20 protein-coding genes are annotated in these 22,986 nt (G+C 57.5%); 7 read left to right on the top strand and 13 right to left on the bottom strand.

Annotated elements, in window-relative coordinates:
* Window positions 1-34 precede the first annotated feature (34 nt).
* The 3 genes from kduD (at window position 35) to katE (ending at window position 4,070) form a co-directional block, all read left to right on the top strand.
* Entirely contained in the window at window positions 35-796 is a 762-nt protein-coding gene (gene kduD, locus GRH90_RS09835; RefSeq protein ID WP_162365767.1) for a 2-dehydro-3-deoxy-D-gluconate 5-dehydrogenase KduD, read from the top strand.
* Between the two features lie 265 nt (window positions 797-1,061).
* Window positions 1,062-1,631 carry a metal-dependent hydrolase gene (locus GRH90_RS09830; RefSeq protein WP_162365766.1) on the top strand — a complete coding sequence of 190 codons (570 nt, stop codon included), beginning with the start codon at window positions 1,062-1,064 and terminating at the stop codon, window positions 1,629-1,631.
* A 165-nt stretch (window positions 1,632-1,796) separates the two neighbouring features.
* Window positions 1,797-4,070 (top strand): catalase HPII, encoded by a 2,274-nt coding sequence (gene katE, locus GRH90_RS09825; protein WP_162365765.1) that lies wholly within the window; start codon window positions 1,797-1,799, stop codon window positions 4,068-4,070.
* Between the two features lie 129 nt (window positions 4,071-4,199).
* Here katE and osmE read toward each other — a convergent pair whose 3' ends face one another.
* Window positions 4,200-4,532 (bottom strand): osmotically-inducible lipoprotein OsmE, encoded by a 333-nt coding sequence (gene osmE / locus GRH90_RS09820; RefSeq protein WP_162365764.1) that lies wholly within the window; start codon window positions 4,530-4,532, stop codon window positions 4,200-4,202.
* Window positions 4,533-4,761: 229 nt separating this feature from the next.
* Here osmE and nadE point away from each other — a divergent pair, with 229 nt between their 5' ends.
* On the top strand, window positions 4,762-5,589 hold the full coding sequence (nadE, locus tag GRH90_RS09815) for an NAD(+) synthase (protein WP_162365763.1): 828 nt from the start codon (window positions 4,762-4,764) through the stop codon (window positions 5,587-5,589).
* Between the two features lie 157 nt (window positions 5,590-5,746).
* Here nadE and spy read toward each other — a convergent pair whose 3' ends face one another.
* From spy to GRH90_RS09795, 4 genes are all read right to left on the bottom strand, one after another.
* Window positions 5,747-6,232: an ATP-independent periplasmic protein-refolding chaperone Spy gene (gene spy, locus GRH90_RS09810; protein ID WP_162365762.1), complete on the bottom strand. Its 486-nt coding sequence runs from the start codon at window positions 6,230-6,232 to the stop codon at window positions 5,747-5,749.
* Window positions 6,233-6,653: 421 nt separating this feature from the next.
* On the bottom strand, window positions 6,654-7,994 hold the full coding sequence (gene astB / locus GRH90_RS09805; RefSeq protein ID WP_162365761.1) for an N-succinylarginine dihydrolase: 1,341 nt from the start codon (window positions 7,992-7,994) through the stop codon (window positions 6,654-6,656).
* On the bottom strand, window positions 7,978-9,078 hold the full coding sequence (gene astA, locus GRH90_RS09800) for an arginine N-succinyltransferase (protein WP_162365760.1): 1,101 nt from the start codon (window positions 9,076-9,078) through the stop codon (window positions 7,978-7,980). The genes astB and astA overlap by 17 nt, the downstream gene beginning before the upstream one ends.
* A 543-nt stretch (window positions 9,079-9,621) precedes the next feature.
* Window positions 9,622-11,052: a YchO/YchP family invasin gene (locus tag GRH90_RS09795; RefSeq protein WP_162365759.1), complete on the bottom strand. Its 1,431-nt coding sequence runs from the start codon at window positions 11,050-11,052 to the stop codon at window positions 9,622-9,624.
* A 239-nt stretch (window positions 11,053-11,291) separates the two neighbouring features.
* Between GRH90_RS09795 and GRH90_RS09790 the strand changes: the two genes are divergently transcribed.
* Complete coding sequence (locus GRH90_RS09790; RefSeq protein WP_162365758.1) at window positions 11,292-12,587, top strand: acyltransferase family protein; 1,296 nt, start codon at window positions 11,292-11,294, stop codon at window positions 12,585-12,587.
* 136 nt (window positions 12,588-12,723) lie between these two features.
* Here GRH90_RS09790 and GRH90_RS09785 read toward each other — a convergent pair whose 3' ends face one another.
* Window positions 12,724-13,431, bottom strand: coding sequence for a gamma-glutamylcyclotransferase (locus GRH90_RS09785; RefSeq protein ID WP_162365757.1), 708 nt, complete (start codon window positions 13,429-13,431; stop codon window positions 12,724-12,726).
* Window positions 13,432-13,682: 251 nt separating this feature from the next.
* Entirely contained in the window at window positions 13,683-13,913 is a 231-nt protein-coding gene (gene chaB / locus GRH90_RS09780; RefSeq protein ID WP_162365756.1) for a putative cation transport regulator ChaB, read from the bottom strand.
* A gap of 414 nt (window positions 13,914-14,327) precedes the next feature.
* On the opposite strand from chaB, the gene chaA reads away from it, so the two are divergent.
* Both chaA and dauA read left to right on the top strand, forming a co-directional pair.
* Window positions 14,328-15,422 carry a sodium-potassium/proton antiporter ChaA gene (gene chaA / locus GRH90_RS09775; RefSeq protein WP_162365755.1) on the top strand — a complete coding sequence of 365 codons (1,095 nt, stop codon included), beginning with the start codon at window positions 14,328-14,330 and terminating at the stop codon, window positions 15,420-15,422.
* 291 nt (window positions 15,423-15,713) lie between these two features.
* Window positions 15,714-17,420, top strand: coding sequence for a C4-dicarboxylic acid transporter DauA (gene dauA, locus GRH90_RS09770; RefSeq protein ID WP_162365754.1), 1,707 nt, complete (start codon window positions 15,714-15,716; stop codon window positions 17,418-17,420).
* A gap of 145 nt (window positions 17,421-17,565) precedes the next feature.
* Here the strand turns inward: dauA and kdsA are convergent, their stop codons facing one another.
* The 6 genes from kdsA to hemA are packed head-to-tail and all read right to left on the bottom strand — an operon-like array spanning window position 17,566 to window position 22,923.
* The gene (kdsA, locus tag GRH90_RS09765) at window positions 17,566-18,420 is read right to left on the bottom strand and encodes a 3-deoxy-8-phosphooctulonate synthase (protein ID WP_162365753.1); all 855 of its coding nucleotides are present in this window, start codon (window positions 18,418-18,420) and stop codon (window positions 17,566-17,568) included.
* Between the two features lie 60 nt (window positions 18,421-18,480).
* Window positions 18,481-19,290, bottom strand: a complete 810-nt coding sequence (gene sirB1, locus GRH90_RS09760) for an invasion regulator SirB1 (RefSeq protein WP_162365752.1) — start codon at window positions 19,288-19,290, stop codon at window positions 18,481-18,483.
* Window positions 19,287-19,685 carry a SirB2 family protein gene (locus tag GRH90_RS09755; protein ID WP_178113101.1) on the bottom strand — a complete coding sequence of 133 codons (399 nt, stop codon included), beginning with the start codon at window positions 19,683-19,685 and terminating at the stop codon, window positions 19,287-19,289. The genes sirB1 and GRH90_RS09755 overlap by 4 nt, the downstream gene beginning before the upstream one ends.
* A gap of 33 nt (window positions 19,686-19,718) precedes the next feature.
* On the bottom strand, window positions 19,719-20,552 hold the full coding sequence (gene prmC, locus GRH90_RS09750; RefSeq protein ID WP_162365750.1) for a peptide chain release factor N(5)-glutamine methyltransferase: 834 nt from the start codon (window positions 20,550-20,552) through the stop codon (window positions 19,719-19,721).
* Entirely contained in the window at window positions 20,552-21,634 is a 1,083-nt protein-coding gene (gene prfA / locus GRH90_RS09745) for a peptide chain release factor 1 (protein ID WP_162365749.1), read from the bottom strand. The genes prmC and prfA overlap by 1 nt, the downstream gene beginning before the upstream one ends.
* 32 nt (window positions 21,635-21,666) lie before the next feature.
* Window positions 21,667-22,923: a glutamyl-tRNA reductase gene (gene hemA, locus GRH90_RS09740; protein WP_162365748.1), complete on the bottom strand. Its 1,257-nt coding sequence runs from the start codon at window positions 22,921-22,923 to the stop codon at window positions 21,667-21,669.
* Between the last annotated feature and the right edge of the window lie 63 nt (window positions 22,924-22,986).

Genomic DNA, 22,986 nt, shown 5'->3' with positions numbered 1-22,986 from the left:
GGCCGCGTCCGGCCGCCAATAATGAGGTTCTGGTATGATTTTAGATTCATTCAATTTGCAGGGTAAAGTGGCGCTGATTACCGGTTGCGACACCGGCCTGGGTCAAGGCATGGCGATCGGCCTGGCGGAAGCCGGTTGTGATATTGTCGGGGTCAACATCGTCGATCCGGAGGAAACCATTGCCAAAGTCACCGCCCTGGGGCGTCGTTTCCTGAGCCTAACCGCCGATTTGACCAAGACCGACGATATCCCGGGCATCATTGGAAAATCAGTAGCTGAATACGGCCATATCGATATTTTGGTGAACAACGCCGGGATTATCCGTCGCGAAGACGCCATCGAGTTCAGTGAAAAGAACTGGGACGACGTGATGAACATCAATATCAAAACCGTGTTCTTTATGTCGCAGGCGGTGGCGCGCCAGTTTATTAAGCAGGGCAAAGGCGGCAAGATCATCAATATCGCCTCCATGCTGTCCTTCCAGGGCGGGATCCGCGTGCCCTCCTATACCGCGTCAAAAAGTGCCGTCATGGGCGTTACCCGTTTGCTGGCCAACGAATGGGCCAAGCACAATATCAATGTCAACGCCATCGCGCCGGGCTACATGGCCACCAACAACACCCAGCAGCTGCGCGCCGACGAAGGCCGCAGCAAAGAGATCCTGGAACGTATCCCCGCCGGTCGTTGGGGCCTGCCGGGCGATCTGAAAGGTCCGGCCATTTTCCTGGCCTCCACCGCTTCGGACTACATCAACGGCTACACCATCGCCGTGGACGGCGGCTGGCTGGCGCGTTAATCGGAACGTGCTGAGAGCAACACCATGAATGCGGGGATGGGTAAAGACGCCGTAAACACATCCCCGCAGGCTCAGGCGCGCCATCCGTGGCGCGCTACGTTTTTTTTCCCTCGCCCGCCATCCCCGCATCAAACCCATGCGCAGATTTGCCGGCAAATTCAACGCTGTTTATACAGTTTTTTTTTGTTACGATGTAACCTATTTCAGCTTTAGCCGGATTCCTCTATACTGGACAAATGACCAGTTCGATAGGCATCCACCCGTTATGACCGCTGAAGGGCACCTCATCTTTGCTCTGGCAAGCACCATTTTGGCCAAAAAAATGGAGCTTTCACCTGCGCTCGCCCAAGGCGATTGGTGGCATATCGTGGCCGGCGGGCTGTTGACCTGCCTGCTGCCCGATATCGATCATCCCCAGTCATTTCTTGGTCAACGCCTGAAATGGCTGTCGCTGCCCATCGCCCGCGCGTTCGGGCATCGCGGCTTTACCCACAGCCTGCTGGCCATTATCGCCGGTATCCTGCTGTTTACCTTAAAGCCGGACCCCGCCATGCTCATCCCGCTGGATGCGTTCCAGGGCATGATTCTCGGCTATTTGAGCCATATCGTCGCCGATATGCTGACACCGGCCGGCGTGCCGTTGCTGTGGCCGTGCCGGTGGCGCTTTCGCCTGCCGATACTCTATCCGCAAAAAGGCAACCAGCTGGAACGGGCGCTGTGCGTGGCGGTATTGATCTTTGCCGTGCAGCATCCCCAGGGGACGCCGCTGGGCGCCCAAATATCCATGCCGGATTCCGTTGCGGCGTTATGGCACAGGGTACGCGGTAATTTCTAACCTCCCTTTTGCCGCCAATATCATCTTTTCAGAAAATAAAGTGCAATTGCGTCACGCCCCCCGATCCGCTGCAAAAACTGTTCTATAGTTGATCTACCGCGCATATAACCATAACTGCGGACCAGCCAATGTTTGCCATTTCACTGGTAAGAGGAGCAATGTACAATGTCAAAACCCACAGATCCCGCGCAAGGTAAAAAACTCCTGACCCATCCGGCCCCTGCCCCCGACGGCAGTTCGGCGCAACCTGGATTGGGCCATTTGGCCCCGGACGACAACAGTCATCTGGCGCAACCCGGCAGTTCGGAACCCGGAAAGCAGCCCACCGTCTCCGGCTCGGTTAAAAGCCCGCAAAACGGCAATGCCAAGCTCGACGCCCTGGAACCCCACCGTAAATCAGGCTACCAGCAGCCGCTGACTACCGACCAGGGCGCAAAAATCTCCGACGACCAAAACTCCCTGCGCGCCGGCAAGCGCGGGCCGACCCTGCTGGAAGATTTTATCCTGCGTGAAAAAATCACCCATTTTGACCATGAGCGCATTCCCGAGCGTATTGTCCACGCCCGGGGATCCGCCGCGCACGGGGTGTTCGAGGTCTACCGTCCGCTGACCGAAATCACCAAGGCCGGCTTCCTGAACGACCCGGCGGTCAAGACACCGGTCTACGTCCGGTTTTCCACCGTGCAGGGTTCCCGCGGCTCGGCGGATACCGTGCGCGATATCCGGGGGTTCGCCACCAAATTTTATACCCAGGAAGGCAATTTCGACCTGGTGGGCAACAATACGCCGGTGTTTTTTATCCAGGACGCCGTGAAATTCCCCGATTTCGTGCATGCGGTCAAACCCGAGCCGCATAACGAAATGCCGCAGGGCGGGTCTGCCCACGATACCTTCTGGGACTATGTCTCCCTGCAGCCGGAGACCCTGCACAACGTGTTCTGGGCCATGTCCGATCGCGGCATTCCGCGCAGCTACCGCACCATGGAAGGATTCGGCATTCATACCTTCCGGCTGATCAATGCCGAGGGCAAGGCCACCTTCGTGCGTTTCCATTGGAAACCCGTGGCGGGCAAAGCCTCGCTGGTATGGGATGAAGCGCAGAAACTGGCCGGTAAAGACGCTGATTTCCACCGTCGCGACCTGTGGGACGCCATCGAGGCCGGCGACTATCCGGAATATGAACTGGGCCTGCAGCTGATACCGGAGGAGGACGAACATAAATTCGACTTCGATCTGCTCGACCCCACCAAGCTTATCCCCGAAGCGCTGGTGCCGGTGGAGATCGTCGGCAAAATGACGCTGAACCGCAATCCGGACAACTTCTTCGCGGAAACCGAGCAGGTGGCGTTTCATCCCGGCCATATCGTGCCCGGCATCGATTTTTCCAACGATCCGTTGTTGCAGGGCCGGTTATTCTCCTATACCGACACGCAGATCAGCCGGCTGGGCGGGCCGAACTTCCATGAAATCCCGATCAACCGCCCGGTCTGTCCTTATCATAATTTTCAACGCGACGGTATGCACCGGCAGGATATCGATACCAATCCCGCGGCGCATGGACCCAACTCAATCAATGACAACTGGCCGAGGGAAACCGCGCCGGCGGCGGAAAACGGCGGTTTTGAGTCGTATCAGGAACGGGTGGACGGCCATAAAATCCGCGAACGCAGCGACTCGTTCCTGGAATATTTTTCCCATCCGCGCCTGTTCTGGCTCAGCCAGACCCCGGCCGAACAGGTGCATATCGTGGACGCCTTCAGTTTCGAACTGGGCAAGGTCGGACGTGCCTATATTCGTGAGCGCGTCGTGGATTTGCTGACCCGCGTCGATGTCGATCTGGCCAGGCAGGTCGCGACCAAGCTGGGCATCCAGCTGTCCGACGATGCGCTCAGCACGCCGCCGCCCAAGCCGGTTAACGGCGTTACGCAGGATCCGGCCCTAAGCCTGTATGCCACCGGCAGCGGCGCGCTGAAGGGCCGCCAGGTGGCGCTGCTGGTCAGCGACGGCGTCGACGCCGCCGATGTGCTGGAGGCATTGCAGGCGCTGAAAGCCGAGGGCGTGCATGCCAAGATACTGGCCGGCCACGGCGGCAATGTAGTGGCGAACGACGGTTCCACCCTGCCTATCGACGCCACCTTTGACGGTTCGCCGTCGATAACCGTCGACGGGGTGATCGTGCCGAATGGCAATCTGGACGCTCTACTGCTTAACGGCGCCGCTCGTCATTATATCCTGGAAGCTTATAAGCACCTGAAGGTCATCGCCCTGAGCGGCGACGCCAATCGCTTCAAACAGCCGTTGGGATTGACCGATCAATTGGAAGACGGGATTTGTGAAGGCGCCTCGACCCAGGGCCAGCTGATGCAGGATTTCCTGGATCAGTTGAAACTGCACCGGGTGTGGTCGCGAATTACCAAGATTGACGGCGTGCCGGCCTGACCGCCGGCGCGTGGCGCCCTTTCCCGGGGGCCTGACCTGCGATGATACGGGCGCAGAAACCAAATGGGCGATAAGTGAAATTATTCACTTATCGCCCATCGCCAAGCTTAGCCAATCGTCAGGAACGGATTATTTCTGTGGGTTGGTATCGTATTCCTGGCAGCTTTGGAAGCCCTTGTTCAGCACGATATTGTTCTGGTCGTAGCTGACGAAATAATTGATCGGCTTGCCGTCGCGTGTGCCCAGGACATAGGAATCACAGGTCCCGCGGGCGTTGATCATGGTGGCGGAGGTGGAAGGAATGCCACCGATAGCGCGCGCCTGCTGTTTAGTCATGCCTTTTTTTACATCGCTCACTACAGGTTTTTTCATATAACTATCGGCGCGATCGTAAACGGTACAGCCGGAAAGGATGGCAAGCGCGGTAGCCGCGGTAAAAGCAATAACAATCTTCTTATTCATAAGTGTCACCTCATTTTGGGTATGTATGGTTAAGTGTAGAAGGCAAAAGGCTTTTTCACAAATGTAAGCGCAGCGGTTAGTCACTTTTTTCATCCGCCCACATAATGTACAATCGGAGCGCGTGCCGTGGGTTATGCTTTCTCCAGAAATCAATTCGCCTTACACTCAGGTAATTAATCAATTTTTGGCAGCGATACCGCAGCGCGGTATTATTGAGGGGAAGATACGGATGGCACGACAGCAAGACATTATCGAGGCGTTAGGCGTGAAACCGGTTATTGATCCGGCGGACGAATTTCGCGTTAGCGTGGATTTCCTGAAACGGTATCTGCAAACCTATCCGTTTATCCGCTCGCTGGTGCTGGGCATTAGCGGCGGCCAGGATTCCAGCCTTACCGGCAAGATCTGCCAGGCCGCCGTCGGCGAGCTGCGCCGGGAAACCGGTGACGCGCGCTATCAATTTATCGCCGTGCGCCTGCCCTACGGCGAGCAGCAGGACGAAGCTGACTGCCGGGACGCCATTGCCTTTATCCAGCCCGATCGCCTGCTGACGGTGAATATCAAACCCGCCGTCCTGGCCAGTGAAGCCGCGCTGCGGGACGCCGGCATCACCCTGAGCGATTTTATCAAGGGCAATGAAAAGGCGCGCGAACGCATGAAGGCGCAGTACAGCATCGCCGGCATGAATGCCGGGCTGGTGGTCGGCACCGACCACGCGGCCGAGGCGGTAACCGGCTTTTTTACCAAATACGGCGACGGCGGCACGGATATCAATCCGATTTACCGCCTGAACAAGCGCCAGGGCCGCTCGATGCTAAAATACCTGGGCTGCCCGGAACACCTTTACCTGAAAGCCCCGACCGCCGATCTGGAAGAAGATCGCCCGGCGCTACCGGACGAATCCGCTCTCGGCGTGACTTATGAAATGATTGATGATTATCTGGAAGGAAAAACTATCGCGCCTGACGCGGCAACAATTATTGAAGGCTGGTATCATCGCACCGAACATAAACGCCGCCCGCCGGTAACGGTATTTGACGATTTCTGGCAACCATGACCGAATGGGCAGTGCGCCGCAGGCTGGCTGCGATAAAAACGCGGCCGCATTGTCCGCTGCGTCGCCGGTGCGCTAATAGCGTCCTGGTAATGCCGATATAAAAAGATAAAAAAACGCGGCCGGCCGGCCGCGTTATTATGTTATGTCGCTAGGTAAATTATTTTGCATCGCGCTGTTGCATTTTTTCCGCGCGTTCCTGGAATTTTTTATTAAATTCCGTCTTTTGTTCCGGCGTCAAAACGTTATACATTTTGTTTTGCATTTCCAGGTTAGCCAACATCCTTTGGTTCTGGTCCTGGGACATGGCGCTTACCAGGGCCTGGGCCTTGGTGGAATCAAAACTGTCGGCGGCGATCACGTCATGCATCTGCTGATGCTCGGCGGCAGACGGCTTTTTCATATCTTTCATGGAATCACGCGCAATATCATGCATTTTCTGGCGCTGTTGTTCCGTGAGTTTAAGATCCTTGAACATGTGATCCATCATCATAGGACCACCTCTATGTTGCATATCGCCTTTATGATGCATCTCGCCTTTGGCCGGCGCATTGTCGGTGGCGGCAGTGGTATCGGCGGCGCTGGCTAATTGAACAGAACCTAACACCAGGGTAGTGGCCATAAATAAAGCGGTTAATTTGCGCATAATTTCCTCATATCTGATTATCGTCTGCCGCAAAATAATTTCGCCGGCAGTGTTCGTTACAAATATAAGTGTACTCCGGTTATCTTCAAGTAATGCGAGTAAAAGTAAATAACTTAAAGCCTGAAACTCACTTTGCTGCCAATCATGGAGAAAAGATGGATTTTGTGTGTGGAAAGCGTTATTTTTCGTGGCAATGAAACTTTATTTTAGCTCATGTCAATATGATAACTCTTACTTCCTCACCCGCCAACGAATACTTAGTAATATCCAGCGCGGCCCCGCATGAATAATAATTGTCTGTATTCGCGGATTATGCCCGCGATAAATAAAACCCGCCAGCGCCGGCCCGGATATTGTACGTTACGGAGACTGCGCCCTATGTCGGGTTAGGCCCGCAATCGCCTGACCTGAAATGATGGCTTCATTGCTGGAATGGATAAATCGCGCCCAAATCCAGCAGTTGGGTCAGTTCGTCCAGCGCGGTGCGCACTTCATTAAGCAGCGCCGGATCCGCAAGGTCGTCCTGGTTAAGCCGGTCACGGTAATGACGGTCGACCCAAAGGTTTAGGCTGTCGAACAACGCCGGGGTCATCAGGGTACGGGGATTAACCGCCAACTGCTCCCGTGGCGTGAGCACCACCCGCAGGCGCAGGCAGGCCGGACCGCCGCCGTTGCGCATGCTTTCACGCAAATCCACCACGTCGACCCGGTCTATCGCCAGGCCCTCGGCGACCACTTCGCCTAGGTAATCCCAGACGCCCGGATGCTCCCGGCACTCCTGCGGCACGACGATGGTCATCTTGCCGTCCCCTCGGCTCAATAGCTGACTATTGAACAGGTACGTCCCCACCGCGTCGGCCACGGATACGCGCCGCTCCGGCACTTCAAGACCGATGAATTCCTGGCCGAGCAGCGCCAGGCCGCGGCTTAATTGCCCGCGCACCGCGCCGCCGTCGGTAAACGCCTGCTGGTGATAGAACAGCACCTGCTCGTTGCTCACCGCAATAACGTCATTATGAAACACGCCCTGGTCAATGACGGCGGGATTCTGCTGCACCATCAGGCAGCGCTCCGGCGCCAGCAGGTGCAGGCGCGCGACGGCCTCGCTGGCTTCCAGCGTCTGCCTGGCGGGATAACGCATCGGCTCGCGGCCTTCATCCAGGCCACGTTTACCATAGACAAACATTTGCAGTCCCGGGGCGTCGTAACGTCCCAGGCGATTATGGTTGGCCGCGCCCTCATCGCCGAACAGCGCCGACTGCGGCAACGCCGGATGGTGGCAAAAATAACGCGCGTCGCGAAACACCGCCCGCAAAATGGCGCTGGTGGTGTCGGCTTCTATGGCGCGATGGAATTTATTATGCAGGTTGGCGGCGGTAAAATGCACCTTGCCGTCGGCGCTGTCCGCCGATGGGCTGACGGTGGCGGCATTGGCCACCCACATGGCCGACGCCGAGCTGAGCGCCGATAGCAGTTGCCGGTGATCCCGCGCCACCTGCGCCAGGATCTGCGCGTCGCTGCCGCTAAACCCCAGCCGGCGCAGATAAGGCAAATGCGGCCGCTCATGGGGCGGCAGGACCCCCTGCACAAACCCCGCGTCGGACAACGCTTTCATTTTAGCCAGCCCCTGCCTTGCGGCCAGGCGCGGATTGGCGTCTTGCCGGCGGTGGCGCGTCGAGGCCTCGTTGCCAAAAGAAAGCCCCGCGTAATGATGCGTGGGGCCGACCAGTCCGTCGAAGTTCGCTTCAACACAACGCTGCATGGGTAAATCCTGTTTGATGATGTGAGGCGGTAGATCCCGCACGTGAGCGCCCGTCGGCGTAGAGTGTCGCCGCCCGCAGCGGTTGGCCCGGGGAAAGGCCGAGCGCCGCGGCGGTATCGACGCCTATCTCCAGCGGTTCCTGGCCGATAACGCACCGGCAGGCCACGGCGCGGAACCCCTGGTAATCCTCGTTGGCCAGCAGGCACCAGGCGGCGTCCTGTCGCGACCCGACGTCGCCATCAGCGGCAATACGCGCCGTCGCCTGGCGGCTGTCGCGCACCGTGCGGATATGATCAATTTCAGCCTCAAGCGTCGGCCCGCCGTCAAAAATATCGATATAGCCGCGATAACCCAGCCCCTCGGACTCGAGCAGCGCCCTGGCCGGCTCGGTCTGCGGATGCACCCGGCCGATAACCGCGCGGGCCTCGGGCGCCAGGAAATCGACGTAGAGCGGATGTTTCGGCATCAGTTCGGCAATAAACGCCTTGTTGCCGGTGCCGCTTAAGTAATCAGCCTGGGCAAAATCAATGGAAAAAAACCGCTGGCCGAGATTGGCCCAAAAAGGTGAATGGCCCTGTTCGTCGCAATAGCCGCGCATTTCCGCGAGCACGCGCTGGCCAAAATGCGCGCGGAAGGTTGCCATAAACATCAGGCGCGCTTTGACCAGCAACTGGCCGTTGGTGCCGTGACGGTATTGCGGATCGAGGAACAGCGTGCACAGTTCGCTCAGCCCGGTATGATCGTTGCTCAGGTACAGGGTCGGCACGGCGTTATAGACGTTTAACGCCGTGGACGCATGCACCAGGGTGCCAACGCGGAAATTGTACCAGGGTTCCTTGAGTCCCACCGCCACCTCGATGGCGCTGACACCGACCACCTTGCCCCGCTCGCTGTCTTCGAGCACAAACAGGTAACCCTGTTCGCCGCGCGCGACGATGCCTTGCCAGGTGCGCACCGAACGATCGATGCGGGCCGCCAGCACCTGCTCATTGGACGGGAGGGAGGTCAGTCCCGCGCCGGCCTTGCCCGCCAGCGCCAGGATATCCCCCAGATCACGGTATTCAACCGGCCGGATAATCATCATAATTAAGGCTCCTCGGAACGCAATGGGGTGTAATTAAACGGTTTTCAACCGATCGCCCTATTAATGGGCACAATGTCCAGGCCCGATTAATGGAAAACGTGGCTGGATCTACCCCGCCTGTGAGCCACAGGTGAACCGCGATAGTTGATATTGAGTATAGACTGCACACACCGTGCCAGCCATAGCCAAATAAGTGAATAAAATTTAATGGTGTCTTTAAAAACAATAAGTTACATAACATCATTATTCATTTTTTATGAATATAAAATGAATATTATGCACTGGCGGTGCGATTGCGCGCTTAAAGGAGAAAGTTTATGCAAAGCGATGACGCATTGCGACAGGCGGGCATGGAGACGATGTGCGGATGCGGCGCGGCGGCTCCCGGTTGGCGGCCATGCCTCATTAGCGCGCGCGACGGCACCAAAACGGTGCGTCGGGACGTCTTATCACCTGACCGCCCTTTTGCCTGCGCGCGCGGAAACGATGACCGGCGGATGTTAAAACATCTATGCCCGAATCCCGTCCATGCGCATAGGGAATTCACTCATAAACGCCGCTGCCGGCGCCGATGGTTAATGGAGGTTCGACTTTCAGCACGATCCAGTTCGAGGTTACGCGCTGCTGTTTTTCATCCTCCACCGTCAGGGACAAATGGTATTCGTTGGCGGCGCCCGCCGAGTCATCCCATTGCGGCATGATGATGCTCCAGCCGTCCGGCTGGTCGCCGCGCGCGGGCGGCGTCAGGCTGAGCGCATGGGTATCGCCCTGCCAGCTGACGGCGGTAATTTTATTACGCGCGTCAACCTGGGGTTTCAGTTCCAGGGATTCGCCGCCATGCAGCGACCACGGCGGGGTGGCGAGAAATACCGACAGTGTTTTGCGCTGCTTGAACGCCAGCACCGGCGTATTGTTGCGGGAAACCAGATCATAACGGCTGCCGCGCAGCGCGTGCGCATCCGCGACATAGCGCGCGGAAATCTGTTGTTCAAAGGGCACGCCGAACCGGTAATTCACCGTCAGGGAATAGTGATCCTGCGATTCGCCGCTGTCGCCCTGTTTATGCGTGGCCGTCAGGCTCATCAGCGGCACCGGCGTGTAGTTGACCCCGAATTCCAGCGCCGATGGATCGCTGCGATAGTTGCCGCTATCGAATAAATCCACGTTATCGCCATAATAACGCTCATATTTCACCGAGGCGCCCAACTGACGGTAAAACGGCAGGTAGCCGCGGGTGGTCATGTCATAGCCGCTGGCCGTTTGCCGCAGGAACCTCTCGGCGTTTTGCCCGGCTTTCATGGCGGACAACGGATAATAATAGTTGGTGGAAAAACGGAGGTAATCACCGCTCGCCTCGGCACCGAGGGCGCCGCGCCGCAAAGACTCCTGCTCGAGATATTGATCGTAAAACAGGCTATAGCCCACCTGCCAGCGGCCGGTATTCCAGCGCTGCCCGAGGCCGATATTGGCCACCGCGCCCCGGTCCGTACCCAGCACGCCGACCTGGCTGAACGTCAAGGCCCGATTGGGGTTGTCGAATAGCGGCAGCAGCAACTGCCCCGCGCTGCCGGACACATCGCCGTCCGGGGAAACATCCAGCGAGACGCTGGAATGCCCCAGCGGTTGCAGCATGCTCTCACTTTGCTGCTGCAATTGGTTTAACATCTTTTCTTTTGCTTGATTAAATAGATAGGTACGCCAGGACCGATCGGCCGAGTCGTTATTGGCCGCGGCCAGCTGTTTAGCCAGCGCCGCGAGCTTCTTTTCCGTATCACTTTCGTTTAAACTTCCGCTCCCCAAATCCGGTAGAGTCTGCTGTTCGGCACCTGCTGGTGTTGTCTCATCCGGGGTCAACGCCGCTGCGCTTAGCGGCAACAGGCCCATGATTACGCCACCCAGCGCCAGCGGGGGAAAAAACGCGCGCAGGTGAGCTGGCCGCTCACAGGGCATACGACATTGCATACGATAGGGCATAAGGATGATATCCCCTCTCAGTTCGCACCCGAAAACAGGCGCGGCGCCTTGATGACCGGCGCAATGCCGGACTGCTCATAAAGTAACCCGAGACGGGCACTATAACATAACCCGGGATCGTCGCTAACACCCAAGCCAACTAAGCATTTTAAACTACAATTATTAAACTGCTATGTTTTAACCGGCACCTGCCCGCCACAAAAAAAGTCCATACAAGACTACGGCCCGGAGATAACGTTATGAAACCCTTAGAAAAGGAACGATTTATTGGCTTAGAGTGGCTGCGTTTTTTGCTCGGCTGTTATGTCATGCTCTACCATACCGCCCATACCTATCCCCAGATCCAAAGCCTCGGGGGGGTCGGTGAACTGACCAGTATGGGTTTTTTTGCCACCAGTTCATTTTTTGTTTTATCCGGTTTCCTGCTGGCGCATGTCTATGTGCGCGGCAATCAGCTGCGCGATCCGGCCGCCACGTTCTGGGCCAAGCGTCTGTTTAATCTTTACCCGATCCATATCGTGGCGCTGGTGTCGTCCATCCTGGTCATCGCGCTGATGCAATGGCTGGCCATCCCGCCCGAAGGTCCGGCCGCCAGCGTGCGTTTTGTGGTGTACGACACCAACGAAGTTTTGGGCCAGACCAACCCGGAGCTGTTCCGCCATTATATGGACAACGGCCAGCTGGCCTTCAACAGCGTGCTGCAGCTGTTGTTGATGCAGGCCTGGAACCCCTACTTCCTGACGTTTAACGCGCCGCTGTGGTCGCTTTCCACCTTGTTTTTCTTTTATATCCTTTTCCCCTGGTTTGCACCGCGGCTGATGAACGCGCGCCGCACCTGGCTATGGCTGGCGGTTATCTGGGTGATTTACCTGCTGCCGCCGGCGTGGGTGGTATGGAAACATTTGTACGGCGTCCCCTATACCGGCCTGCTGCAGCGGGTGCCGATTTTTCGCGTGCCGGAATTCTTCGGCGGGATACTGGGTTATGCCTTGTTCCGCCGCGCCCGGCTCAAAGAGCAGGTATTGACCCTGTGGCAACGCCGCGCCATGGCCTTATCCATCCTTGGGTGTTTTGTGGCCGCGGCGGTGCTGTTCACCCACGGGCCGAAATACTGGTATTTCCTGCTGCATAACGGCCTGCTGCTGCCGTCGCAGATTGCGCTGATTTACCTTTGCGCCCTGGCGCGCAACCCGGACAGCGAATGGCTGCGGCATTGGTCCCCGCGCCTGGGGGCGGCGTCGCTGTCCATGTTCGCGCTGCATGTGCCCTTATTCAACCTTTGGCGCACCCTGGAGCAGTTTTTCCGCGGCGATCCCAACTTGTGCTTCAGCGATTGGAGCGGTTGCATCGCCGCGGCGGGCAACGTACAGCTGTCTGTCGGCGGGTATGTTACTTATCTGTTGATGACCATCGCGCTGTGCGTCGTCTTCCAGGAACAGTTTGTTACCCGCATGCGCAAACGCCTGGTGGCAAGATTTTTAACCAAGGACCAGCATGTCCGGCGTTTAGGCGCACCCGGCCGTTCCCCTTCCTGATTATCACCCCAACGCGCTAAGCGCGACACGCCGCCCGGTCAATGCCGGGCGGTATGCGTCAACGCTGACGCCAGGATAAAAACCGGCCGGGGTCTTTTCACCCTGCCATTTACCGGAAGCGCTGCGCCGCCATAGACTAGAGCGCGAGCGGTGAGCCGTCAAAGGGGTGACGGTTGATAGCGGAACGAGCCTGCAGCAGTTGACGGACATGCTTGACCAGTTCGACCATACATTCATCATGCATCCCGTAATTATTCAGTTCCTGCTCCAGGGCAAACAGATATTGGGCGTTGGTCCCCAACGGACCACTGGCGCAGGCAATCAACGGAGCAATAATCTGCGAGCGGGTATCCGCTTCAAAAAAAGGATGTTGCGGGTCCATCACAAACGCCAGCGCCGTGACTTTTTCGTCCTCTTCAAGCCTAAGCTCCGTCCAGGTCGGAATATAACAACCGGTCAACATTTCCCGCTTCCATAACAATTCCAGCTCTTCATGCAATTTTTCCTCCGGCAGCCTGAAGGCCAGGCCGGTGGTCTGCCCGCCCTCCTTCAGGGCCAGCATCCGTCCGGGCTGGGTGGCGGTGCCGCGCCCGGCGGTAAGCCGCAGGCAAAAAGCGCGGTGCCATCCCATCAGCGTAGCGGGACTGACTTTGTCCGCTTCAAAAATGGGATTCCACATCAGGGAACCATAGCCGAAGATCCACACCGGGCTATTGTCCGGTCGACGCGAAAGCGTATTTTGCAGTGAGGCGGAGCGTTGTTCAGCGGTCAGCAGCAGCGCCTCGTCGATAATGCCGAAGGCGGTCTTACAGTCGGCTTTTTGCAAAAAATCACGTGTTAACACTCGTTTGTTTTCTCCAGGCCCCGGTTGCCACAGGCTAAGGTAAAGCCGTTCACCCGACACTAACAATAAGAATTATGTAAGAGTCAATTATTTTATTGTGAACATTATGACATTATTCGTTTATCGGGACGCTGGCAAGTTTGATCTTTATCACGCTAAAAAAAGCGGCGGCCTTGCCCGGCGCAGATATCAGGCAAGGCCGTTACTTTCAATCCGGGGGAAATAATGGCGGGAGCGGCCGGGGCGTTGGGTTATTTCTTGGGATGCCATCTGTCGTCATCGCCTTTCTGGTAACCGTGCTTCACCGCGGCCCAGGCCACCTTATGCGCGGTTTGCTCGCGGGATTCATCACCGCGCCGCGCCGACTTATCGGCATATTGATCCCAGGCGTGGTTAAACGCCTCGCGATAAATATCCTGCGCATGTTTGGGTAATGCGTTGGCCACGCTGTCCGGTAATGATGAATTGCTTTTATAAGGCATGGTGCGTCTCCTTGGCTGCGCTGACAAAGTCTCCCTAAAGTATAGGAACTTCGCAGGCCTTCGCCAGGACGGCCGGCAACAGGCCGACGCACATGAGTCTAATTATAGGTGCCTAATATCGATACTTCATAAAAACCTTCAAATATACGTCATTAGATAAGTAACATATGGCGGCAAAAAGAGAAAATTATTATCATTTCCTCCACTAGGGTGTGATTTACCCGGTAAAATTGATTACATATTGTATTTTATCGGCGAATTACGGCCTATTTTTATCGAAGCAGCGATTTATACATAACTTGACGTTATATTCGCCCGTTTTCTGGTAGGCTTGTTCCATTAATATCATCGCTGGCGCCTGGTTATAATGATATCCGGTATCAGACCTTACTTTTTGCAAGGAGATCAACTACGATGAAATCCTCCGTCCAAGGTGTCAAAACGCGTCACAAGGAATATACTCTGCTGTTTCCCATTGCGGCGCTGGCGGTATTGATAGTATGGGGCGCCACGCCCTCTTTCGCCGTGACGGTTATCATCAATCTTATCGCCCTGGCCGCTATCCTGGTCAGCGCGTTCAACGTCGTGCGCCACGCGGATGTGCTGGCGCACCGGCTGGGAGAGCCCTTCGGGTCCCTGATCCTGAGCCTGTCGGTGGTGATCCTCGAGGTCAGCCTGATTTCGGCGCTTATGGCCACCGGCAACGCCTCACCGGGCCTGATGCGCGATACCCTGTTTTCGGTCATCATGATTGTTACCACCGGCCTGGTAGGGTTTTCCCTGCTGCTGGGCGGTCGGAAATTTGCCACCCAGTCGGTGAACCTGGCCGGCATCAAGCAATACCTGATGGCCATTATCCCGCTGGTGGTGATTGTGCTGGTGCTGCCCGCGGCCCTGCCGGAGGGAAATTTCAGCACCGCGCAGGCACTGTTCGCCGCCGCCATCTCCGCCGCCATGTACGGCGTATTCCTGTTGATACAGACCAAAACGCACCAAAAATATTTCATCTACGAGCATGAAGATGGCGACGACGACGATTCGCACGGCAAACCCTCCGCCCACAGTTCCAGATGGCACAGCATCTGGCTGCTGCTGCACCTGCTGGCGGTGGTCAGCGTTACCAAGTTCAACGCCGGCCCGCTGGAGCAACTGCTCGGCGACCTGAACGCCCCCCAGCAATTTACCGGTTTTCTGGTCGCGCTGCTGATCCTGTCGCCTGAGGGACTGGGCGCCATCAGGGCGGTGCTTAAAAACCAGGTGCAACGCGCCATGAACCTGTTTTTCGGTTCGGTGCTGGCCACGATTTCCCTCACGGTGCCCACCGTCACCATCATCGCCATCCTCACCGACCATCCGCTGGCGTTCGGCCTGGGCATGCCGCAAATCGTGGTGGTATTAACCTCGATGATACTGTGCCAAATCTCCTTTTCGACCGGGCGCACCAATGTATTGAATGGAACCGCGCATCTGGCTCTGTTCGGCGCCTATGTGATGACCCTGATGCTGTGACGGTATACCCCTCAAATTGAAACGCTTAGCGGGAGCAACGCGGCTCCCCCGCTCATTTTTTAATGCCCACCAGCCTGCGGAAATGGAGGGTCCCCAACGCCGCCCGGCGGCATAAAGCCCTTTTTTATGCCGATAAGAAAGAATTTAAAGCAAAATAGTAGCCATGCCTGTTCTTTTTCACCTTTATAATGATGTAGTACTGGTTTTCCATTCCCCATAGCTGGTATTTTAACGGCTCTTTACGACGGACCGCACGGCCCGCCTCTGCTAACGTTTTGGCTCGTTGTTTTAATGAAAAATCGTCTCTTTGCCGGAATACGGCCGTTCAGCGCGCTTATCGATGCCTGCTGGAAAGAACCTTACACCACTCAACGCTTCATCAAAGACATCATTGCCGGTATTACCGTCGGCATTATTGCCATTCCCCTGGCGATGGCGCTGGCTATCGGCAGCGGCGTGGCGCCCCAATACGGGCTTTATACCTCCGCCGTCGCCGGTATCGTCATCGCCCTGTGCGGCGGGTCGCGATTCAGCGTATCAGGTCCCACCGCGGCCTTTGTGGTGATCCTGTATCCGGTGTCCCAGCAGTTCGGGCTGGCAGGGTTGCTGATAGCCACCCTGCTTTCCGGCCTGATCCTGGTGATCATGGGTTTTGCCCGGCTGGGCAAACTGATTGAGTTTATCCCGCTGTCGGTCACGCTGGGTTTTACCTCGGGGATTGCCATCACCATTGCCACCATGCAAATCAAAGACTTCTTTGGTCTATACCTGCCGGTGGTGCCGGAACAATATGTCGGCAAGGTGGCGGCGCTGGTCGGCGCGTTGCCGACGTTTAACATCGGCGATACGCTGATTGGCGTGGGAACCATGGCGGTATTGGTCTATTGGCCGCGCCTGGGCATCCGTTTCCCGGCGCATCTGCCGGCGCTGATAGTCGGCTCAGGCATCATGGCGCTGTTATGGCTGTTTGATATGCCGGTGGCCACCATCGGCACCCGTTTCGGCTATATACTGGCGGACGGCACCCATGGCCAGGGCATTCCCCCGATCCTGCCGCAGTGGCTGGTACCCTGGAATATGCCGGACGCGCGCGGCGTGCCGATGGGCCTGAACTGGCATACCATCTCCGTGCTGCTGCCCGCGGCGTTTTCCATGGCGATGCTCGGCGCCATCGAGTCGCTGCTGTGCGCCGTGGTGCTCGACGGCATGACCGGTAAAAAACATCAGTCCAATAATGAGCTGATCGGGCAAGGCTTGGGCAATATTGTCGCGCCGTTCTTCGGCGGCATCACCGCCACCGCCGCCATTGCCCGCTCGGCGGCCAACGTACGCGCGGGCGCTACCTCGCCGGTGTCGTCGCTGGTGCATTCCCTGCTGGTACTGCTGGCGCTGCTGGTGCTGGCGCCGGCGCTGTCCTACCTGCCGCTCTCCGCCATGGCGGCGCTGCTGCTGCTGGTGGCCTGGAATATGAGCGAGGCGCGCAAGGTGATTTACCTGCTGCGCCGCGCGCCGAAAGATGACATCGTGGTCATGCTGCTGTGTATGTCGCTGACGGTCTTGTTCGATATGGTGATAGCCATTACGGTCGGCATCGTCCTGGCTTCGCTGCTGTTCATGCGGCGCATTGCCAACATGACGCGTATCAGCGAACTGCCGCAGAGCGCCGGCGGGCGCCGGGTGCTGCGGGTGAATGGTCCGCTGTTTTTTGCCGCCGCCGAGCGTATCTTTGAAGAAATTGCCACCCTCACCGCCCGGGATCAGGTGATTATCCTGCAGTGGGATGCGGTGCCGGTGCTGGACGCCGGCGGCCTGCAAGCCTTTTTGAACTTCAGTGAACACCTGCCGGCGGGCAAACGACTGGTGATTACCGATATTCCTTTCCAGCCGCTGAAAACGCTGGCGCGGGCCAATATCCATCCGATAGCGGATCGACTGGCCTTTTACAGTACGCTGGAGCTGGCGCTGCGCGACGAGCCCCGGCCGGTACCGGCCGACTGACACGCCGGAACGCCGGGCAATAACAGGGATACCAATGGTTACCCCCAGTTATTGCTTATTGACCATGTACTCATGGCACGCCGCGCGCACGTTCACCGCACTCAAATCAAACGTGTTAAAGGGAGGGCGCGCCAATGAGGTCCGGTTAGCTGCCCGTATCCAGCGCCGGGAAACTTTTCACCAGATCGTCGATGGCTTTCATTTGTACCAGGAACGGCTCAAGCTTATCCAGCGGCAGCGCCGAGGGACCATCGCATTTAGCATGATCCGGATCGGGATGGGCCTCGATAAACAAACCGGCAATACCCACCGCCATGCCGGCGCGGGCCAGCTCGCCTACCTGCGCGCGACGGCCGCCGGAAGCGGCGCCGAAAGGATCACGGGTCTGCAGCGCATGGGTAACGTCAAAAATTACCGGACAGCCGCCGGATACCCGGTTCATCACGTTAAATCCCAGGATATCCACCACCAGGTTATCGTAGCCGAAGTTACTGCCGCGATCGCACAGGATAACCTGCTCGTTACCGGCTTCCCGAAATTTATCGACGATATTGCCCACCTGTGAAGGGCTGATAAACTGCGGTTTCTTGATATTGATCACCGCGCCGGTACGGGCCATGGCTTCCACCAGATCGGTCTGGCGCGCCAGGAACGCCGGCAGCTGGATAACATCAACCACCTCGGCCACCGTCTGCGCCTGCGCCGCTTCATGCACATCGGTAATCACCTTCACGCCGAACTGTGCTTTCAGCTCCTGGAAGATTTTCATGCCCTCTTCCAGGCCCGGTCCACGATAGGAGTGAATGGACGAACGGTTGGCTTTATCAAACGAGGCCTTGAATACATACGGAATACCCAGCTTTTGGGTAACGGTCACGTAATGCTCACAAATGCGCATGGCCAGTTCACGAGACTCAAGCACGTTCATGCCGCCGAACAGCACGAAAGGACGATCGTTTGCCACCGGAATATCGCCAATATTAACCACGAGTTGTTTCATACCTATACCTTATAATCTTAATCGAAATGCCAGTCAGGGTCATGCCGGGCGTCATCGGGTTTAGTGTAGGGTCACCGATTTTTGCTCGATAGAATGTATTTGTACCTTAATCATCTCGCTGATCGGATCTTCCGGGCATTGCTCGACAAAATAATTGAGATCCGACAAAGCCACATGGTCGCATTCCAACTGCGCGTAAATCAAACCGCGATCGCGTATTTCGTACGGATCATCGGGATCAAATTCAAGCATTGCCTCGCTGGCGCCCAGGGCCAATTCCATCTGTTTTTCGTCCATCAGCGCGGATTTAAGCGTATCGAGCAGCTTGCGCACCACGGTATTGTTATCCGCCTCTTCCAGATCCTCATCCGCCAGTTCAATGCCGGTGCCGATATTGCCGCGCAGCCAGATATCCAGGGTATGCTCGTCTAGCGTATCGCCGTTGATCGGATTGATCAGCCACATTTCGCCGTCAAGCCAGCCGGCGCGCAGGATCATCTGGGTCGGGAATATCACCGGCAGCAGGGGAATATCAAGCGCCTGCGCCACGTGCAGCAGGATAATGCCTAACGACGCGGGCAGGCCCTGGCGGCGCTCCAGCACATTGTCCAGCCATAACGCGTCCGACAGGCGGTAAACCCCGCCTACGCCGCCAAAACCCCAGGTGCGGTAAAACAATTTTATCAACAGACCCAGCTGTTCGTCCTGGTTCAGCTCCATCGGGATCTGTTCCCGCGCCTCATCAGCCAGCACACGCAACTGCTGGCGGACGCTATCGGCGGGAAAATCCTGGCGAATGGCAAGGGAAATACGTATGACACCCTCGCTGAGCGGTGAAAGGTTATATTCGAAATCCGCAATATTACTCATAGAGATCCTGTCAGCAGGGGAAGCTTACTGCTAGCCAGCCGGTAAATAGTGTACAGACACGCCAGCCCGCAGATAAATGCCAGCCAGCGAATTTTTTCACGCCGCGTATGTTTGCCCAATGCAACGAAGCCGAGCAGGATGTAAACAACGACCAACACCAGTTTATCCAGCAGCCAGCGGCCGTTGGCACTGAAAGGAGAGAGGCCTGAGAGGATGATAAGCGTCGCGCCGGTAATCAATAACAAGGTATCGTTGATATGCGGAGTCACTCGCACCCACCCCCGCGTTAACCAGGGGGAACCGCGCCAGCGCCAATAAAAACGGATAACAAACAGTGTAATGGTGATCCCTACCGTTGTTAAATGTAAGTACTTGATTGCCATATAAGCACTCATCACTGCTCCAGCATCGTTATTACGGGACAGGACTTAACCCGGCCATTGTCCCATTGATACGCGTTCGTTACCGCCATAATCCTTCCGCGAACCCACCTGGCCGAAGCCGGCGCGTGACAATAGCCCGCGCACCGCCTCGCCCTGCCGCCACCCATGCTCCAGCGCCAGCCAGCCGCCGGGTTGCAGATGTCCGCCGGCGCCTGCGGTGATGGCCGCCAAATCGGCCAGCCCGCCGTCGCCTGCCATCAGCGCGCTTGACGGCTCGAAGCGCACGTCTCCCCGGCCTAAGTGCGGATCGTTCACATCAATATAAGGTGGATTACTCACAATAAGGGTATAGCGCATTCCCTGCAATGATTTAAACCAACTTCCCGTTTCGAAGCGCGCGTTGGCGATGCCCAGGCGCAGGGCGTTCTCGCGCGCCAGTGCCACCGCATCCGGCAGCACATCCACTCCGGTCACCCGCCATGACGGCCTTTCGCTGGCCAACGCCAGGGCGACGGCCCCGGTGCCGGTGCCCAGATCCAGTATTTCCGCCGGCAGGTCCGGCAGCAAGGCCAGCGCCTGCTCGACCAGGCATTCGGTATCGGGACGCGGTATCAGCGTGGCGGGAGAAACCCGAAGCGTCAGGGACCAAAACTCGCGCTCGCCGGTCAGGTAGGCTATCGGCTCCCCCGCCGCGCGCCGCTCCAACAGGGCGTCCAGACGGGAAAGCTCTTGCGGCGTAAGCGGGGTTTCACCAAAGGCCAGCAGCCAGGTACGGGTGCGCCCGATGACAAAACCAAGCAGGATTTCCGCATCCCGTTTGGGGCTGTCGCCGCCGGCGAGCCGCCGGCAGGCGTTATCAAGCCACTGGACGCACCGCATCAGGACTGTTCTGCCAGCGCCGCCAGCTGATCCGCCTGATACTCCTGCATGATCGGCTGGACCAGCATGTCCAGCTTGCCTTCTATCACTTCATCCAGCCGGTAAAGCGTCAGGCCGATACGGTGATCGGTCACCCGGCCCTGGGGGAAGTTATAGGTACGGATACGATCGGAACGATCGCCGCTGCCCAGCAGATTGCGCCGGGTTGACGCCTCCTCCAGCTGGCGACGGCGCACCTCGGCCGCGCGCAGCCTGGCGCCGAGCACCGACAGCGCCTTGGCTTTATTCTTATGCTGCGACCGCTCATCCTGGCATTCCACCACCAGGCCGGTGGGCAGATGGGTAATGCGGATGGCGGAATCGGTAGTATTAACGTGCTGGCCGCCCGCGCCGGAAGAGCGGAAGGTATCGATACGCAGATCACCGGGATTGATCACCGGCAATTCTTCTGCCGGAATCGCCGGCATCACCGCCACCGTACAGGCGGAAGTATGGATGCGACCCTGGGATTCGGTTTCCGGCACCCGTTGCACGCGGTGCCCGCCGGACTCGAACTTCAACTGGCCATAGGCGCCGTCGTTGTCGATTTTGGCGATAACCTCTTTGTAGCCGCCGTGCTCGCCGTCGCTGGCGCTGACAATCTCGACCCGCCAGCGCCGGGTCTCGGCATAACGGCTGTACATCCTGAACAGATCGCCGGCGAAAATGGCGGCTTCATCGCCGCCGGTGCCGGCGCGCACCTCGAGGAAGCATCCGCGTTCGTCATCCGGATCCTGTGGCAGCAGCAATAGCTGCAACTGCTGTTCAAGCTCTTCCTGCAGCGCCTTGGATTGTTTCAGTTCATCTTGCGCCAGGTCGTGCATTTCCGGGTCGTCGAGCATCATTTCCGCAGTGTGGATATCCTCCTGCACCCGCTGCCAACGCTTAAAGGACGCGGTAACGCCGGTCAGCTGCGCGTACTCTTTCGACAGCGCGCGAAATCTATCCTGATCGTTAATAATGCCGGCGTCGCCAAGCAATACCTCGACTTCTTCCTGGCGTTCTTGCAACGCTTCCAGTTTGGCAACGATAGAAGGCTTCATAGGTGATGGTTTTACCTTATTAGTATAATGAGCTAGTCCAGTCCCAGACTGTCCCGCAGGATTTGCAGCCGTTCGACATCACCGTCACGGGCGGCTTGTTGCAGCGATTTGGTTGGAGCGTGGATAAGACGGTTGGTAAGACGGTGGGCCATATCGCGAATAACCAGCTCCGGATCGGCGCCGAGCCTGAGGGCCGCCAGGGCGCGCCGCTCCATTTCCGCCCGTAGTATATCGGCCTGGGAACGATAATCACGAATAGTTTCCACCGCGCTTTGCGCGCGCAGCCAGCCCATGAAATCCAGGCATTCCTGCTCGACGATGGTTTCGGCCTGGACGGCGGCGGATTGGCGCTGCGCCAGATTCTTTTCAATGATGGCCTGCAAGTCATCGACCGTATAGAGATAGGCATTGGGGATTTTACCCACTTCCGGCTCGATATCGCGCGGCACCGCGATATCCACCAGCAGCATCGGCTGGTTACGGCGCTGTTTCATGGCCCGTTCCACCATGCCCTTGCCCAGGATCGGCAGGGTGCTGGCGGTGGAGCTGATGATGATATCTGCCTTGGCCAACTGGCCGTCAAGTTCAGCGAGGCCGATAACCTCCGCCCCCACTTCGTCGGCCAGCAGTTGCGCCCGCTCGCGGGTGCGGTTGGCAATCATCAGTTGTTTGACGTTATGCTCGCGCAGGTGGCGCGCCACCAGTTCGATGGTTTCACCGGCGCCCACCAGCAGCACCGTGACATCGGCCAGTGATTCAAAGATTTGCCGCGCCAGGGTACAGGCGGCAAACGCCACCGACACCGCGTTGGACCCGATCTCGGTTTCGGTACGCACCCGTTTGGCGACGGAAAAGGATTTCTGGAATAAGCGCTCCAGCTCGCCGGAAACGGAGTGCCCGCGCTGGGAATCGGCAAAGGCTTTCTTCACCTGCCCGAGAATCTGCGGCTCGCCGAGCACCATGGAATCCAGCCCGCTGGCCACCCGCATCAGATGGCTGACCGCCTCGTCGTCCAGATGCCAGTAGAGGCTTTGGCGCACCTCGTCCGGCCGCAGATGGTGATAATCACACAACCAGCTTACCAGCGATTCCTTGAAATTTTCCTGTTGCTCCACGCTTAGGTATAATTCGGTCCGGTTACACGTGGACAGCACGACACCGCCCTGCACCAACGGCTGCTGGAGCAGGCTGACCAGCGCCTGGTCAAGGGTTTCCGGCGAAAACGTCACCCGCTCGCGTAACGCGACCGGCGCTGTTTTATGATTTATACCTAATGCAAGCAGAGTCATGGATTACGGCTATTAAATAATACGAGTGTTAGTATGGTTATCGTTTGAGAGCATTCTACTTGA

This window comes from Acerihabitans arboris (assembly GCF_010131535.1).
Lineage (GTDB): Bacteria > Pseudomonadota > Gammaproteobacteria > Enterobacterales > Enterobacteriaceae > Acerihabitans > Acerihabitans arboris.
Note: the sequence above shows the minus strand (reverse complement) of the source record. Positions and strands in the feature narration are given on the sequence as shown.

Coding starts and splice junctions, on each gene's coding strand:
- GRH90_RS09790 (WP_162365758.1), top strand. CDS start 11,292: ATGAAACCCTTAGAAAAGGAACGATTTATTGGCTTAGAGTGGCTGCGT.
- hemA (WP_162365748.1), bottom strand. CDS start 22,923: ATGACTCTGCTTGCATTAGGTATAAATCATAAAACAGCGCCGGTCGCG.
- nadE (WP_162365763.1), top strand. CDS start 4,762: ATGGCACGACAGCAAGACATTATCGAGGCGTTAGGCGTGAAACCGGTT.
- GRH90_RS09830 (WP_162365766.1), top strand. CDS start 1,062: ATGACCGCTGAAGGGCACCTCATCTTTGCTCTGGCAAGCACCATTTTG.
- prmC (WP_162365750.1), bottom strand. CDS start 20,552: ATGCGGTGCGTCCAGTGGCTTGATAACGCCTGCCGGCGGCTCGCCGGC.
- spy (WP_162365762.1), bottom strand. CDS start 6,232: ATGCGCAAATTAACCGCTTTATTTATGGCCACTACCCTGGTGTTAGGT.
- kdsA (WP_162365753.1), bottom strand. CDS start 18,420: ATGAAACAACTCGTGGTTAATATTGGCGATATTCCGGTGGCAAACGAT.
- sirB1 (WP_162365752.1), bottom strand. CDS start 19,290: ATGAGTAATATTGCGGATTTCGAATATAACCTTTCACCGCTCAGCGAG.
- chaA (WP_162365755.1), top strand. CDS start 14,328: ATGAAATCCTCCGTCCAAGGTGTCAAAACGCGTCACAAGGAATATACT.
- GRH90_RS09755 (WP_178113101.1), bottom strand. CDS start 19,685: ATGAGTGCTTATATGGCAATCAAGTACTTACATTTAACAACGGTAGGG.
- astB (WP_162365761.1), bottom strand. CDS start 7,994: ATGCAGCGTTGTGTTGAAGCGAACTTCGACGGACTGGTCGGCCCCACG.
- katE (WP_162365765.1), top strand. CDS start 1,797: ATGTCAAAACCCACAGATCCCGCGCAAGGTAAAAAACTCCTGACCCAT.
- kduD (WP_162365767.1), top strand. CDS start 35: ATGATTTTAGATTCATTCAATTTGCAGGGTAAAGTGGCGCTGATTACC.
- GRH90_RS09795 (WP_162365759.1), bottom strand. CDS start 11,052: ATGCCCTATCGTATGCAATGTCGTATGCCCTGTGAGCGGCCAGCTCAC.
- dauA (WP_162365754.1), top strand. CDS start 15,714: ATGAAAAATCGTCTCTTTGCCGGAATACGGCCGTTCAGCGCGCTTATC.
- chaB (WP_162365756.1), bottom strand. CDS start 13,913: ATGCCTTATAAAAGCAATTCATCATTACCGGACAGCGTGGCCAACGCA.
- prfA (WP_162365749.1), bottom strand. CDS start 21,634: ATGAAGCCTTCTATCGTTGCCAAACTGGAAGCGTTGCAAGAACGCCAG.
- osmE (WP_162365764.1), bottom strand. CDS start 4,532: ATGAATAAGAAGATTGTTATTGCTTTTACCGCGGCTACCGCGCTTGCC.
- astA (WP_162365760.1), bottom strand. CDS start 9,078: ATGATGATTATCCGGCCGGTTGAATACCGTGATCTGGGGGATATCCTG.